At 27.5% G+C, this 16,023-nt stretch carries 12 protein-coding genes and 1 tRNA gene; 3 read left to right on the forward strand and 10 right to left on the reverse strand.

Annotated features, from left to right (window positions below; translation table 11 throughout):
* Positions 1–167 precede the first annotated feature (167 nt).
* Positions 168–241: transfer RNA gene (locus Bsayi582_RS01570), tRNA-Arg, on the forward strand.
* Between the two features lie 228 nt (positions 242–469).
* The gene (locus Bsayi582_RS01575) at positions 470–1,411 is read left to right on the forward strand and encodes a DMT family transporter (protein WP_500816054.1); all 942 of its coding nucleotides are present in this window, start codon (positions 470–472) and stop codon (positions 1,409–1,411) included.
* A gap of 401 nt (positions 1,412–1,812) precedes the next feature.
* On the opposite strand, the gene mrdB is transcribed toward Bsayi582_RS01575, so the two are convergent.
* The 10 genes from mrdB to Bsayi582_RS01625 all read right to left on the reverse strand — a co-directional run bounded on the left by mrdB (position 1,813) and on the right by Bsayi582_RS01625 (position 14,338).
* Positions 1,813–2,925, reverse strand: a complete 1,113-nt coding sequence (gene mrdB / locus Bsayi582_RS01580) for a peptidoglycan glycosyltransferase MrdB (RefSeq protein WP_500816055.1) — start codon at positions 2,923–2,925, stop codon at positions 1,813–1,815.
* A gap of 58 nt (positions 2,926–2,983) precedes the next feature.
* Positions 2,984–4,837, reverse strand: a complete 1,854-nt coding sequence (gene mrdA / locus Bsayi582_RS01585) for a peptidoglycan DD-transpeptidase MrdA (protein WP_500816056.1) — start codon at positions 4,835–4,837, stop codon at positions 2,984–2,986.
* Positions 4,838–4,954: 117 nt separating this feature from the next.
* Positions 4,955–5,272, reverse strand: a complete 318-nt coding sequence (gene rsfS / locus Bsayi582_RS01590; protein WP_500816057.1) for a ribosome silencing factor — start codon at positions 5,270–5,272, stop codon at positions 4,955–4,957.
* A gap of 481 nt (positions 5,273–5,753) precedes the next feature.
* Positions 5,754–6,764, reverse strand: a complete 1,011-nt coding sequence (holA, locus tag Bsayi582_RS01595) for a DNA polymerase III subunit delta (protein ID WP_500816058.1) — start codon at positions 6,762–6,764, stop codon at positions 5,754–5,756.
* 56 nt (positions 6,765–6,820) lie between these two features.
* The gene (gene lptE, locus Bsayi582_RS01600) at positions 6,821–7,312 is read right to left on the reverse strand and encodes an LPS assembly lipoprotein LptE (protein ID WP_500816059.1); all 492 of its coding nucleotides are present in this window, start codon (positions 7,310–7,312) and stop codon (positions 6,821–6,823) included.
* Positions 7,313–7,377: 65 nt separating this feature from the next.
* Positions 7,378–10,008, reverse strand: coding sequence for a leucine--tRNA ligase (gene leuS / locus Bsayi582_RS01605; RefSeq protein WP_500816060.1), 2,631 nt, complete (start codon positions 10,006–10,008; stop codon positions 7,378–7,380).
* A 280-nt stretch (positions 10,009–10,288) separates the two neighbouring features.
* A complete protein-coding gene (gene lnt / locus Bsayi582_RS01610) occupies positions 10,289–11,833 on the reverse strand; it encodes an apolipoprotein N-acyltransferase (RefSeq protein WP_500816061.1) in 1,545 nt (514 codons plus the stop codon).
* Between the two features lie 9 nt (positions 11,834–11,842).
* Positions 11,843–12,721 (reverse strand): CNNM family magnesium/cobalt transport protein CorC, encoded by an 879-nt coding sequence (corC, locus tag Bsayi582_RS01615; RefSeq protein WP_500816062.1) that lies wholly within the window; start codon positions 12,719–12,721, stop codon positions 11,843–11,845.
* Between the two features lie 37 nt (positions 12,722–12,758).
* A complete protein-coding gene (ybeY, locus tag Bsayi582_RS01620; protein ID WP_500816063.1) occupies positions 12,759–13,232 on the reverse strand; it encodes an rRNA maturation RNase YbeY in 474 nt (157 codons plus the stop codon).
* A 110-nt stretch (positions 13,233–13,342) separates the two neighbouring features.
* On the reverse strand, positions 13,343–14,338 hold the full coding sequence (locus Bsayi582_RS01625) for a PhoH family protein (RefSeq protein WP_500816064.1): 996 nt from the start codon (positions 14,336–14,338) through the stop codon (positions 13,343–13,345).
* A gap of 475 nt (positions 14,339–14,813) precedes the next feature.
* Between Bsayi582_RS01625 and Bsayi582_RS01630 the strand changes: the two genes are divergently transcribed.
* A complete protein-coding gene (locus Bsayi582_RS01630) occupies positions 14,814–15,989 on the forward strand; it encodes an FAD-dependent monooxygenase (RefSeq protein WP_500816065.1) in 1,176 nt (391 codons plus the stop codon).
* The last annotated feature ends 34 nt before the right edge of the window (positions 15,990–16,023 follow it).

The raw sequence follows: 16,023 nt of genomic DNA on the forward strand, positions 1-16,023 counted from the left end.
ATATATTCATGTAATAATGTCATTTTTTTAAAAAATATACTATTATTATTTTCAAATTATATTATTGTTTTAATATTTATTTTATTATAAAGAAATTATTTAAATTTTTTTAATTATATTTTATCGAAACAATGTTATTTTAATATAACACCGTATAAACAAATAATGCACCCTTAACTCAATTGGATAGAGTAACAGCCTTCTAAGCTGTAAGTTATAGGTTCGAATCCTATAGGGTGTACTACTTATTAAGTATTAATATTTATTAATATTTATATATATAATGTAGTATATAATAACTTACTTAATAAGTATACATAAACAAGGTCGTAATTAAATAATCAAATAACAACCCTATTTATCTTAAAGAAATATACATACAATAATGTATACTATATTTATAGAAATAAATTTTCTATTAAATAATAGTATTAAAATACATTTATTCATTAGTATAGTAAAAATTATTATGATATTAGGAATTATTTTTGCTGTAACCTCGGGACTACTATGGGGATTAATTTTTGTTGGTCCTTTATTGATACCAGAATATCCTAGCATATTACAAGCCTCTGGTCGTTATATTGCATTCGGTTTAATTTCATTACCATTGTCATGGTATGACAGAGTACGTTTGCGTAAGTTACTATTAAAAGATTGGTTGGAAGCAATAAAATTAGTTCTAATGGGACATTTGATATATTATACATGTTTAACAAGTGCCATTCAGCGTGTGGGTGCACCAATTTCAACAGCTATTATTGGCACTTTACCTATAATGTTAACTATAACAACTCATGTTATTTCTCGTAATGAACAAAAATTACCAAATCATATTTTATTAACATCACTGTGTTTGATGGGAATGGGTTTATTATGTGTGAATATTTCCGAATGGAACTCTGAATTCTCTATATTTGGTATATGGCAATATGTAAGTGGAATATTTTTAGCAATTATTTCTGTCATATGTTGGGCATGGTACGCTTTAAGAAATGCACATTGGTTAAAAACACATCCGTATAATAAACCTATGACTTGGGCTACTGCTCAAGGAGTAGTAACATTGCCATTATCATGTCTAGTTTATTGTTTTGTGTGTATCTGCTGTTCAGGTTTTATTCAAGACGAATTCAAACTGCCTTTTGGTCCCAGACCAGTTTTTTTTGTCGTATTAATGATTTTAATTGGATTTTGTTGTTCTTGGTTAGGCACATTATTTTGGAACGAAGCTAGTCAAAGATTACCAACTACACTTATCGGTCCATTGATTGTATTTGAAACAATAGCAGGTTTAATATATTCATTTATACATAGACAATTATGGCCATCTCCATTAATTTTAATTGGAATATTCTTATTAATTTCCGGAGTAACATGTATAATGCAAATTCGTAAGAATTCACATTAAAAAACTTTGCAAGTTAGTTATATCAAATTATTTTAAATAAAAAAAATGAATAAAACAATGTTTTAAGAATGTTACTAAATTATCTATTAGTTTCACAGTTTAAAAATTAACATAATCTAATGCGTAATTATACCATTCACTCAGTATTTTTTACTTATTATTTTTATAAAGTATGCAATTTTTATTAAAATATAATCATTTTATCTTTATAAGATTCTTATTATTCATATTAAAATACTAATTATATGGATACAATATTAAATTTAATTATATATAAATGATAACTATTATTGTGTATAATAATAGTTATTACAGCCTATCATAATTTTTTTTAAAAAAAATAATGAAAACTGTTGTTATATAATTGGCAATATTAATTATTAATCATATTTTTACTAATTTTATAAATTTTTAGAAATCATTTTTTTATGTCCATTTATCGACATAACTATACCAAACCCCGCCATCAGTACTAATAGAGATGAACCACCATAACTTATTAGTGGCAACGGAATTCCTACAACCGGCAATAATCCGCTAACCATACCAATATTTACAAAAATATACATAAATAACGTTAACATCAAACTACCAATAATTACTCGTCCGAACATATGTTGTATTTTAACAGCAATAAAAAATCCACGTAATATAATTCCCAGATACAGCAACAACAATACCGATATTCCAAAAAATCCTAATTCTTCTCCTATTACGGAAAAAATAAAATCAGTATGACGTTCTGGTAAAAATTCTAGTTGCGACTGAGTGCCCTGCAGCCATCCCTTTCCAGTTAAGCCACCTGAACCTATAGCAATCTTTGATTGAATAATATGATACCCAGAACCTAATGGATCAACTTCTGGATGTAATAACATTATTATTCGAGATCGTTGATATTCATGCATACAAAAAAACCAAAATACAGGAATAAATAAAATCATTAAAAATAAAGTAAACATAATTAATTTCCAACTAATTCCGGATAAAAATAACACAAACAATCCAGAACTAACTGTCAAAATTGCTGTTCCTAAATCTGGTTGTAATAACATAAGTATAGTAGGAATCATGATTAATAATAATGCTATTCCAACATTTTTAAATGATGGAGGATGTTGTTCTCTATTAAGATAATATGCTACCATCAATAGAACAGAAATTTTAACTATTTCTGATGGTTGAAACCTTATTATCCCAAAATCTAACCAACGTTGAGCTCCTTTGCTGATTTGACCAATATTATTAACTAGTATTAATAATATAATACATAAGCAATATGTATAAGGAGCCCAAAATTCATAAATTCTAGGTGGCACTTGTGCGAATAAAAACATAATCAATAATCCTAATATAATTTGGAATACTTTTAGTCGTATCATTTCACAATTTTGACCGCATGCACTCCACATTATGAAAATTCCGTATAATAATAAAACGATAATAAATAGAAATAATATTAAATCAATATGACATTTATTCCATAATGAATTTTGTTGAATAATTTGATTCATGAGTGTATTATGATCATCAAGTTAGATTGACTAATAAAGACAATAGAAAATTATTTATTTATCGTAATAATATATAATCCAATATTTTTCTTGTCATTGTTCCTATTGATATTCCAACTCCACCGTTTTCTAAAATAATTACTACAGCGACAGTAGGATTTTCATATGGCGCAAAAGCAGTCATCAATTTATGATCTCTAAGATATTCAGAAATTTTACTCGGATCATAATTTTGATTATCTTTTAAACTAAACAATTGCGCTGTCCCAGATTTCGCTGCCGCTTTATATGAAGCATTAGAAAAACTACTACTTATCGTACCGTTCGGTCGATTAGCTGCACCAAACATCCCATCTTTAGCAATTTTCCAAACATCTGATTTTGGATCTCCCACTTGATCACATTTAGTTTGATGATATGGGATATGATCCTTTTCCATTAAAATACTATTTAGTAAATGTGGAATTCGTACATTACCATCGTTAATTAAAGTGATTAAAGCCTTAGACATCTGTACAGGAGTAGCGGTCCAATATCCCTGTCCTATACCTACTGGTATAGTATCACCTTGATACCATGGTTTTTTAAAACGCTGAATTTTCCATGATTTTGTAGGCATAACACCAGTCAATTCTTCTAACAAATCAATACCGGTATATTTACCATACCCAAATTTTTTCATCCATTCTGACAAATTATCTATTCCCATCTTATAAGCTATTTGATAGAAAAAAGTGTCAGAAGATTCCTCAAGAGCTTTTGTAACATTTAACTCTCCATGTCCCCATTTCTTCCAATCCCTAAAACGTTTTTCCGAACCAGGTAATTGCCACCAACCAGGATCAAAAAACAAGAAATTTTGATTAATCACTCCTAATATTAAAGCTGATACTGAAATATAAGGTTTTACTGTAGATGCAGGAGGGTATACTCCTTGAGTAGCACGATTAAGTAAAGGATAATTATTATCTTTTAGTAACATACGAAACTCTCTATTAGAAATACCATCAACGAATAAATTTGGATCATAACTAGGATGAGAAATTAAAGCTTGGATTCCACCATCTCTCGGATCAATAACTATTACAGAAGAACGACTTCCTGATAATAATTTTGTAATATATCGCTGTAAATTAAGATCTAATGTTAGAACGATATTTTTACCTGGTATTGGTGATTTTTTATATAATTTTCTAATGATTTTACCACGATTATTTATTTCTATAGCTCCATAACCTGGTGTACCATGTAAAATATTTTCATAATAACGTTCAATTCCCAATTTTCCTATATCATCATGAGTTATAACATATCGACTTAAAATACCCTGATTACTTAACCGCTTGATCTCCTCCCCATTAATTTTAGAAACATATCCAATAACGTGAGTTAAATCAGATCCATAAGGGTAATAACGACGTTGATAACCTTTTATTGTCACTCCAGAAAACCTAAATTTATTAACAGCAAATTTGGCTTGTTGTTCTTCCGTTAAACCAATCTTAATAGGCAATGATACAAATTGAGAAGAACGTTTTCGTAATTTTTCAAAACATTTTATATCACATTCACTCAAATTTAATAACAATTTCAATTCATGAATTGTTCTATTTATATTAATTGTATCTTTCGGTATTATTTCTAATTGGTAAATAGTGCGATTTAATGCTAAAGCTATGCCGTTACGATCATAAATAATACCTCTTTTAGATGGAATAGGAATAATTTTAATACGATTTTCATTAGAACGAGTGGTATACATACGAAAATGAATTGTTTGTAAGCGATATAAATGAATAAATAGTATACTAGTGATTAATACAACAAAAACACACGCTATCGTTATACGACGTGTAAACAGTAACGATTCAGTTGAATAATTACGAAAAATTTGAAAACCATTTTTTTTCATTTAAAACTCACTCATATCTAAATATTAGATATAAGCGATCATGTATTTTATTTAAATAAATGAATTTTATTATTATCACGTAAATACATATAATCTAAATAAATATTATATTTTATATTAACTCCAAATTTTTTCCAATTCGTACAATTTACGCATTTCTTTCTTCATTATGTGTGTCACTACATCACCTAAATCTACTAAAACCCACTCACCTTCTATCATACCTTCTATACTATAAGGTTTAAAACCTATAAGACGAGATTTATATAATATATCTTGAGAAATAGAAATCACATGACGATTAGATACACCAGTACAAATAATTATAATATCTGTAATATTAGATTTGTCGCGCACATCGCAACATACAATATCTTGACCCTGTAATTTATTGATAACATCAACTATAATTTCTTTTAGAATACTAGATTGCACAGTTTTATAGCCCAAATATATATATTACGTGTATTTTTAATCATTGTATTAATAGAATATTTTATTTATAATCACGTATGCTTACATAATGATAATAATTGTTTTGTTAGTATTAATTTTTAAATAAACATAAAAATTATTGTAAACTAATATTTAATAATATATACCTATATCCTATTATAAAAGAACACTATTATGTAAAAGTAAAAAACTATTTATTCTAACGTCAAAACATTAATTCAATTAATATCAACCATATAAGTAGCTGTATTAATAAAATGCAACCTAACATTTCATTTTCTAATTATTAGTATATTATACATTAGCTATATTATACAGCTGTAAAGTTTAAATGTCATAATAAAGTTATAAATGCTATTATATAATAATATTGATCATTAATGATAATTATAATCTGTAAATTTAATATAACTCTTAATAACACATCAATTTATAAACATTATATGATAGAAACTATATTCTAATTACAACACAATATTTCCGATAATAATTCAAAATTCAATCGTGATAAATAAGTATAATTTTTATTATAATTTAACTCTATTTGTACCAATAACTCAACTGCCTGATATAATTGACGTATATTTAATCTATTTATTGCTCTAGATAATAATATGCAGTTATATTTTTTGAATATTTTATATTGTTTTAACAAACTAAATAATGATTTTTGTTGTTTTATTCCATATTTGATATTAATTATCATTAATATTTCGTATTTAATTTTACTTAATAATACTTCTAAATCAACACCTATATCTTCTAATTTGTATAAAATGCGGTTAGCACGCTGTTTATTACCCACTAAAACTGCTTCTATCCAATGATTTACATTAAAACATGCTGAATCAGTTACTATTTTTTTAACACGCATAAAATTTAGATTACCATCAGGATAAATTAAAGACAAATGTTGTAGTATTTGCTTTAATACAATTAAATTACCTTCATAATAGTGACATAATAATTGACAAGCTAAGTTTTCTATAACTAGTTTCATATTTTTAGCTTGATTTTTTATCCATATTATTAAGCGCGCATGTGTAAGTCTAGTACAATCAACAAATACTCCTTTTCCATTAAAATTTTGCAACCAAATACTATTTCTATTAATTTGATTTGATTCATTAACATGCAAAATTAACACTAAATCTTCACGAAGAAACGGAAATAATAAAGAGATATTTTTTTTTAAATAAACGATAGGATAATTTTGAGAAAAATTTAATGATAATATTTTTTGTTTCTTAAACAAACTAGATATTTTAAATAAATTAAATATATCTTTCCAATTGGAATACACATCCACTTCTATAGAAACATGCTCATCGAAATTAAATAACTTAGCCATCTTAATAATAGCAAGATGACTGTCTTGTAATAAATAAGAATCATTTCCTAATAATATATAAATAGGCTTAATTTTTTTTTTTAATTCTATAAATAATTGTTCTGGATATATCCAAATCATAACATTGTTTTATATAATGAGATTGTATATGTATGATATAAATTATATAATACATCTTAATGAAAATCTTCATATCTCATAAATACTTGAGATATAAGTTGTCGAGCCGCATCTTGATACATTTCTTTGCGCATATCATTTTCTTGCACATCATTATGTAAACATTGGGAAGGATTTTTTAAAAATGCACGACACACGCGAATACGAATAGGATAAGAATCTTTATTTGGTATAAATAAATTAGCTTGAATATGCAATATTAATTGATATCCAGCTTTTTGTCCATTATTAAACACAGAATTAGTTATATAATTTTCCAAGGTATTAATAATATATAAACAAGGAATCTGTGTTTCTTGTTGATATGAAAAATCATTTAAATTATTAAAAACATTGATTCTATTCGAATATAATTCATTTCTTATAGTACGAGTGATTAATCCAAATGGATCATAACTACATAATATTATAGAATTCATATAACCTGTTGTTTGTGGTTTATCTTTTGTTATATCTGTGCACAATTGATAACCACAACTCGAAAACATGAATGCACATACAATATTTGTAATGATTACAAAGTAATTGTTTTTATATAAAAAGTCTGTGTTGTTCACTTGACAAGAATATTAATTACTCTATTCGGAACATAGATAACCTTATTTATTCTTTTTTTAATAATATATTTATTTATAATACCTTCTATTTCTAATAATTTATATACTACATCCTTATTACTATTTAATGGTACATAAATTTTATGTCTCATTTTTCCATTAATTTGAACTATAATGAGTTTTCTTTCATTTTGAATTGCTTGCCAATCTATAATTGGCCACGTAACATTATCGATATCCTCTAATTCTCCTAAGGCTTTCCACAAAACAAAACTAATATGAGGAGTAAATGGATATAACAATCGCACAACTACTGACAAAGATTCCTGTAAAACCGCTCTATCTTGTACGCTTGTTTTTGGCGCATCGTATAATTTATTGACTAACTTCATAATAGCAGCTAAAGCAGTATTAAATGACTGTCGACGATCAATATCATCGGTAACTTTTTCTATAGTTTTATGTGTATTATATCGAATCATTCTTTGTGTATGAGTAAGCATAACAACATGTAACGTATCGACAGGTCCATCTTGAATGTGTTGATATACTAGATTCCAAATACGTTTCAGAAAACGCTGAGCGCCTTCTAACCCAGATTCTTTCCATTCTAATGCTGTCTCGATTGGAGCAGAAAACATTATAAAAAAACGTACTACATCTGCACCATATTGTTTTATAATTAAATTTGGATCAATACCATTGTTTTTTGACTTTGACATCTTACACATTCCAGCGTGAATCAAATTATTCCCATTTGTATCAATAGCTTTAATAACGCGTCCCATTTTGTCACGTGTCGTTGTTACATTAGTTGGATCCACCCATACGCGTTGACCATCACAAGAAAAATAATAAAATGAATCTGCTAATACCATACCTTGACATAATAAGCGTATTACAGGTTCATTAGAATTGACTAATCCTTCATCACGCATTAATTTATGATAAAAACGAAAATACAATAAATGCATGATCGCATGCTCAATTCCACCTATATATTGATCAACAGGTAACCAATAATTGGCAGCATGTATATCCAACATGGCTTTATTATAGTTAGGGCAAGTATAACGCGCATAATACCAAGAAGATTCCATAAAAGTATCAAAAGTTTCAGTATCACGTGTAGCTGATTGTCCCTCATAAGTAGTACAGATCCAATTAGAACGTATTTTTAAATCATTATTAATATCTCTGTTATTCTTTTTATTCCATACTTGCATAGATGATACACTTTCTGGCAGAACTACTGGCAATTGATCAAAAGACACTGGTTTAATGACACCATTGTTTAATGTTATCATAGGAATAGGTACACCCCAATAACGCTGACGAGAAATGCACCAATCTTTTAAACGATAATTTACTTTATATTGAGCTACACCGTGTTTGATTAACGCTTTAGCAATTATACTAGAAGCTTTAGAAGAACTTAATCCATTAAATTCTCCAGAATTGAATAATACTCCATTACTAATCATTGGTTTTATTGTAATATTTGGTTCGGGCTCATCTGGATTTTTTATCACAGGTTTAATTAATAAATTATACTTACGAGCAAACTCCCAATCCTGTTGGTTATGAGCTGGAACTGATGCAGCTGCTCCTACTCCGTCACACTCGATAGGTATTACAAAATTAGTTACCCAAATTGGTAATCTGCTATTATTGATTGGATGTATCGCATAAATATTAGTGAACATTCCTTTTTTTTCAAAAGAAAAAATATTATTTTTACTGAATTTAGTATTAAAATTACTATACTTTCGAATAAAATGAGCTAAATTTGGATTATTTTCTGCTGCTTGTAATGCTATTGGATGATCAATAGATACTACTAAATAAGTAATGCCCATAAAAATATCTAGTTGTGTTGTATATATTATCAACGTATTTGTATTGTTATTGTAATTAGTAGTTTTGAAAGTAATATTCATTCCTTCTGAACGTCCTATCCAATTACGTTGCATTTTTTTCACTTGTTTAGGCCAATATTTTAACGTATCCAGCCCATATAACAGTTGATCAGCATAATGAGTAATTTTTATAAACCATTGCGGAACTTTTTTATAAGTTATACGAGTATTGCAACGCCAACAACAATGGTTAATAACCTGTTCATTTGCTAAAACTGTTTTATGATATGAACACCAATTAACTAATGCAGTTTTTTTATATACCAAACCTTTCCTATACAAAACGGTAAAAAACCATTGTTCCCATCGATAATATTCTGGTTGACAAGTTATAAGTTCTCTATTCCAATCATAAGCAAAACCTAATGATTGCAATTGACTTTTCATATAACTAATATTAGAATACGTCCAATTTTCTGGATCAGTGTTATTAGTAATTGCAGCATGCTCTGCAGGTAATCCAAAAGCGTCCCAACCTATAGGTTGTAACACGTTCTTACCAAGCATGCGTTGATATCTAGAAATGACATCTCCAATCGTGTAATTACGAACATGGCCCATATGTAAATTTCCAGAGGGATATGGCATCATAGATAAACAATAATACTTTTTTTTATCGCTATTTTCCGTTACTGAAAATGTCTTATGTTGATACCAATAATTTTGAACAGTGCTTTCAATTTCACTTGGAGAATATGATTTATGCATAATAATTTCACTGAAAATAAAAGAATATCGGTTAATAACTAAAAATTTTTGAATTAATTTTAATTAATTAAATGATTTAAAAAATAAAATTATTTTTTTTACAAAAAAAAATCGTTATCATAATGTAATAATAATTATTAAATATTTAATGGATTTTATATATTTATATAAAATATTCATTTGTATTATTAAATAAAAATAAATTCAAAGTTAATTTTTAAAACTTTGCATAATTGTACATTATAATCTTTAAAGATTTAACAATAAATTTGTGTTAGAATTACATACAGTATCTATATCTACAAACTAGAACCGTGTGCATATAAAATACAACAATTATCCAAAATAACCAAGATCCAAATTTTGCATATGGTGTTAAACCTGTAGTTGGGACAACCTCAGCATTGAGTACCTCGGAAATAAATTGAGGTAATTTCGCTTGAATAGAACCATTTGCATTAATAATTGCAGTGATTCCATTATTTGTGCCACATAACAAAGGCCTACCTAATTCTAAAGCACGCATACGAACCATTTGAAAATACTGCCACGGTTCTAAAGAATGACCAAACCATGCATTATTTGCAATAGTTAATAAAAAATCAGTATCAGGTTTAAAATTATCACGTATTTGTTTACCAAAAATTATTTCATAGCAAATAACAGCAGTCATTTTTACATGTGCTACGGTCAATTGTGGTTGAAAATAACAACCTTCTTGTATACAAGAAACAGGAATGTTAAAAAAATTTAGTAATGGCTCAAAAATACCTTGTAATGGAAATCTTTCAGACCATAATACCAGATGATGTTTATCATATCGATTATTACTTGGATATTGATAAGGTTTGGATTCTCCAATTACTATAATACTATTATAATAATGACAACTATCTTGAGTGTAACGAATACCAATGATTCCAGTGATCAAATTTGTTTGATATTGTCTTAATTGATTATCTAATAACGTTAAAATTTTATTATGATCAACTTCATTTCCTGGAATTGCAGATTCTGGCCAAATAATTACTTTAGTTTTTCCAAGTAAAGGTAAAGTATGGTTTAAATATATTTGAATTATCTTTTCTATATAATTAGAATCCCATTTAATATGTTGATCAATATTGCCTTGCACTAAAGAAATATTAGTAGTACGTTGTGGTTGAAAATCATACCATTGTATCCATTGTAAGGGCCACAAAAATGATAATATTCCTAAAGATACAATCATTGGTAATAGATGGATTTCTTTGATTGATACCGTCAATAACCCACTAATTAAAATTAGAATAAATGTAATACCTTCTACTCCTAAAATGGGAGCAATACCTTTGAGTGGGCCATCCACTTGACTATAACCAAATTGTAACCATGGAAATCCAGTAAATATATGTCCTCTAATATATTCAATTACTGACCATAACACTGGTGCAATAATAACTACATACCATATATTTTTATAATATGACTGCACTATTATTAATACAATAGAAAATAATACAGGAAATAATATCAGATATGATATAAAGAAAATCATTAATAAAATGTTAATGCAGTTACACATATTACTAAATTGATCTATACTAATATAAATCCATTGCAATCCACTACCAAAAAACCCAATACCCCAAAAAAATGCGTGCTGTACAGATTTTTTCCATGTAGAATCTAAAATCATTACTAATAAACCAGTTAAAGAAATAATACTAGCTGGCCAAAAATTATATGGAGAAAAACCTAAAATCCCAAATAATCCAAACAATAATGTAGTACATAACCAAAAATATTGTTGATATCTATAATATATAGGAATAATAGCAATCATGCTTATAAATTACTTTTTTTTGAGAGTATATAGTGAATTTTTAGGAATTTGTACAAGCAATTGTACAATACGATGACTATCTGCAAGAGTAACTTTAAAATTATAACCTAAAATATTAATAGATTCTCCATTAACAGGTAAATGTCCAAAAGATTGCATAATAAAACCACCAATAGTATCTATTTCTTCATTATAAAAACAAGTATTAAACATTTTGTTAAAATCTACAACAGGAGTTAATGCATTAACAACAAAATTATATTGACTTATTTGACAAATATTACAATTATCTTCATTATCATATTCATCTTCGATTTCACCCACAATCAATTCTAATATATCTTCTATCGTAATGAGTCCTGACATTCCACCAAATTCATCAATTACAATAGCCATATGACAACGCTGTAATCGAAATTCTTGCAACATTCTATCTACACCTTTGTGTTCGGGTACTACCATTGCTGGGCGTAAAATTTTATCAATACTACATGGTTTAGATTTTTTTAATATAAATGGTAATAAATCTTTGGCAATCAAAAGACCTTTAATTCTATCTTGATTACCATGTAAAACCGGAAACCTTGAATGAGCAGACTCTATAATAATCTTAAGCTGCTCATCCCAAGATTGAGTATTTTTTAAAAAAATAATCTGAGCTCTAGGCACCATAATATCTCTGACTTTTTGTTCAACAATGTCCATAACTCCTTCTAACATATCTTTAGTATCTGAATCTATCAAAGCATTTTGTTCAAAATCACGTATTAAATTTAACAAATCATTGCGATTCTTAGGACTGCTATGAAAAAGATGATGTAATATAAAGGTAAAAAAACTTTTTTTACGAATAGAATTAAAATTCTCCTCGAAATTATTATTATTCATAATATTATTTACGATTTCTTATAGAAATTTAAATTCACTATATATGTGTAATATAACAACATGGCTTGTATCCGCATCGTTGGATCATGTTTATTTCTATATATTTCATTAGAGCAGCGTCTTTATCGTAAGTATGATCATATCCTAACAGATGTAATGAACCATGAATAATCATATGCGCCCAGTGCACAGTAGAAGATATATTTCTTTGTTTAGATTCATACTCTATAATTTGGCGACAAATTACTATATCTCCAAGTAATAGTGATTTAATACCTAACGGAGGCTTAAAGGGAAACGACAAAACATTAGTAGGATAATTTTTTCCTAAGTAATACCAGTTTAAATAACGCATCTCTTTTATGTCTACTATGCGAATGGTCAATTCTATTTCTTTTTTATACACAGAGAATATATTGCATAACCATTTCTGAAACAACGCGCGAGCAGGCAATCCATATAAATTTTTACATGCTAACTGCAAATCAAGAATCACCCGATTATTTACCATCAATAAATCCTTAAATTAAAAATTATCATTATTATTACTTTACTATTTATAATTTTATAATTTTTTATTTATCATCATGTTTACATTTATTTTTATATATACTTAAATATCTAAAACACTTTTTTATTTTTATCCCATATTTCATATGCATCTAGTATGCGAGTTACAACTGAATGACGTACTGAGTCTTCTTTAGTAAAAAAATTAAAACTAATATCTTTAATCATAGATAGTACTTTAATAGCGTGTGTTAATCCAGATGTTTGATTAATTGGTAAGTCAATTTGAGTAATATCTCCAGTAATCACAACTGTGGAATGAAATCCGATGCGTGTTAAAAACATTTTCATTTGTGTAATAGTCGTGTTTTGACTTTCATCAAGAATAATGATAGCTTCGTTAAGAGTACGTCCGCGCATATAAGCTAACGGAGCTACCTCTATTATGTTTTTTTGAATCAAATGCTCTACTTTTTCACGTCCAAGTATATCAAATAAAGCATCATATAACGGGCGTACATAAGGATCTGCTTTTTGATTAAGATCTCCTGGTAAAAATCCTAACTTTTCTCCAGCTTCAATAGCAGGACGAGTTAAAATGATATGTTTAATTTTTTGACGTTCTAATAAATCTATCGCCACGGCTATTGCTAAATATGTTTTTCCAGTTCCTGCGGGTCCGATACCAAAAGTAACATCATGATTTAAAATATTAAAAATATACCGTGCCTGATTTGGTGTACGAGGTTTTACTATTCCATATTTTGTCTCTATGCTAATCTTAGAATTACAAATATTTTCTGCAATTTTTGATTTATTTTTTAAGATTTGTATTTGTTTAATAGTCAAATATACTTGTTTTGGATTAATATCATTAATAACCCCGTTTTTTGACTCTGTATCTGCATACAAAGATACTAAGGCATGAGTGGCTATATCAATAGATAACGAAGTGCCCGTCAACTTAAAAAAATTATCATTTCTATTAATGATGATTCCTAATTGGCATTCTAATTGTTTTAAATTATCGTCAAAAGGTCCACATAGGCTTATTAAACGTTTATTATTTGCTGGTTGTAATCTAATTTTTTTGATTTTTATACTCAAATATTAACTCCCAGCTTTTCGGAAGTAAAGATAATAATACTACTACTATTACGCATATAAGCATAAATAATGACGAAAATACACAAAAAATAAATGGAATGTATATTTGTACAATAATTTAAAACAATAATATTTTTACACAAACTTTTATTTAAAATAAAAAAAATATGACATTAAATATCATATACGTACTGAGAATATAATTATTATTTAAAATTAATTCAATCATTTACTTAACCTACATAAAATTTAACTTTTTTAAAAAAAAATCAAATGTCCTCCAATAGTATATTAAAGATACTATTTTTTCAATTAAATCTATACATATTTTAAACATCTATTGTATTATAATATTTTTTATATATCATACACTTATATTTAATAATATTTACTGGTGTGAAGTATTAAGACTATTAATTATAGCACGTATCATATGGTGTTTCATTGTATACTTTATATAATCTTGTAAGATATTATGAATAAGTTATTCTGCGATGTGTTAATATTTGGCGCTGGAATCGTAGGAGCTTCTTTGGCATTACGTCTTTCTCAATCTGGCATTAAAATAATTATAGTAGATCATCAATATCCTACACCAATTAAAAAAACAACAAAACCGCATATTAGAGTAGCAGCTATTAATCACGCTTCAGTAGAATTTTTAAAAAAAATTGATACATGGCAAAAAATTCCTTCCAATTTTTGCACTGCATATCATCGTTTGGAAATATGGGAGTGGCCATTATCAAAAATAGTTTTTCATGCCATGTCTGTAGGTTTATCCAAAATGGGATACATCGTTGAAAATAACCGTTTACAATCGGCGCTGTGGGAAAATCTCATAAAATTAAAAACTATAAAATTATATTGTCCATCTATATTTACTTCTATATATTATGATGGTTTTTATTGGAGATGTATTCTTGACAACAATATTATAGTCATCAGTCGTTTGTTAATAGGAGCTGATGGAATGTATTCCCAAATTCGAAAAAAATTAGGAATAGGAATAATTGGATGGAAGTATCGCCAATATTGTATGTTACTTACTATCAAAACAGAGAAATACGAACGCGGAACAATCTGGCAAATATTTACTCCTTATGGACCTATAGGATTTTTACCTCTATATAGTCACTGGGGGGCATTAATGTGGTACGATACTCCTGAGCATGTTCAGGAGTTCCAACAATTACCTCTAGTAGCATTAGAAGAAAAAATAAAAAATAATTTTAAAAAAAAACTGGGTGATATTAAATTACATAATATGACTGTAATTCCTTTAATTGGTCAACGCGCGCATTATTATGCAACTCCAGGAGGAGCATTGATTGGAGATGCTGCACATTCTTTACATCCCTTAGCGGGGCAAGGAATAAATTTAGGACTTCGTGATGTTTCAAGTTTATCAAAATTATTAATTAATTCTCGTGTTTTTGATGAACATGCGAGCATTTCAGAAATTTTAAGAGTATACCAAAATGACCGAAAATATGATGTCTTTCTTATGCAATCTAGTATAGATTTATTGTATGTTCTTTTTCACAATGATTTTACACCACTAAAAATAGCAAGAAATATTGCATTTATGATAATCGAACGTTCTTTTGTTTTAAAAAAACAAATATTAAAATATGCTCTAGGTATATGAATGAAAAATGTGATTATTAATCAAAATTCTTGTA

This window comes from Candidatus Blochmannia sayi (nom. nud.) (assembly GCF_059935855.1).

Bases quoted from the DNA above. Each gene is read 5' to 3' on its own strand.
- Bsayi582_RS01575 (WP_500816054.1), top strand. From the start codon at position 470: ATGATATTAGGAATTATTTTTGCTGTAACCTCGGGACTACTATGGGGA.
- mrdB (WP_500816055.1), bottom strand. From the start codon at position 2,925: ATGAATCAAATTATTCAACAAAATTCATTATGGAATAAATGTCATATT.
- mrdA (WP_500816056.1), bottom strand. From the start codon at position 4,837: ATGAAAAAAAATGGTTTTCAAATTTTTCGTAATTATTCAACTGAATCG.
- holA (WP_500816058.1), bottom strand. From the start codon at position 6,764: ATGATTTGGATATATCCAGAACAATTATTTATAGAATTAAAAAAAAAA.
- lptE (WP_500816059.1), bottom strand. From the start codon at position 7,312: ATGTTTTCGAGTTGTGGTTATCAATTGTGCACAGATATAACAAAAGAT.
- leuS (WP_500816060.1), bottom strand. From the start codon at position 10,008: ATGCATAAATCATATTCTCCAAGTGAAATTGAAAGCACTGTTCAAAAT.
- lnt (WP_500816061.1), bottom strand. From the start codon at position 11,833: ATGATTGCTATTATTCCTATATATTATAGATATCAACAATATTTTTGG.
- corC (WP_500816062.1), bottom strand. From the start codon at position 12,721: ATGAATAATAATAATTTCGAGGAGAATTTTAATTCTATTCGTAAAAAA.
- ybeY (WP_500816063.1), bottom strand. From the start codon at position 13,232: ATGGTAAATAATCGGGTGATTCTTGATTTGCAGTTAGCATGTAAAAAT.
- Bsayi582_RS01630 (WP_500816065.1), top strand. From the start codon at position 14,814: ATGAATAAGTTATTCTGCGATGTGTTAATATTTGGCGCTGGAATCGTA.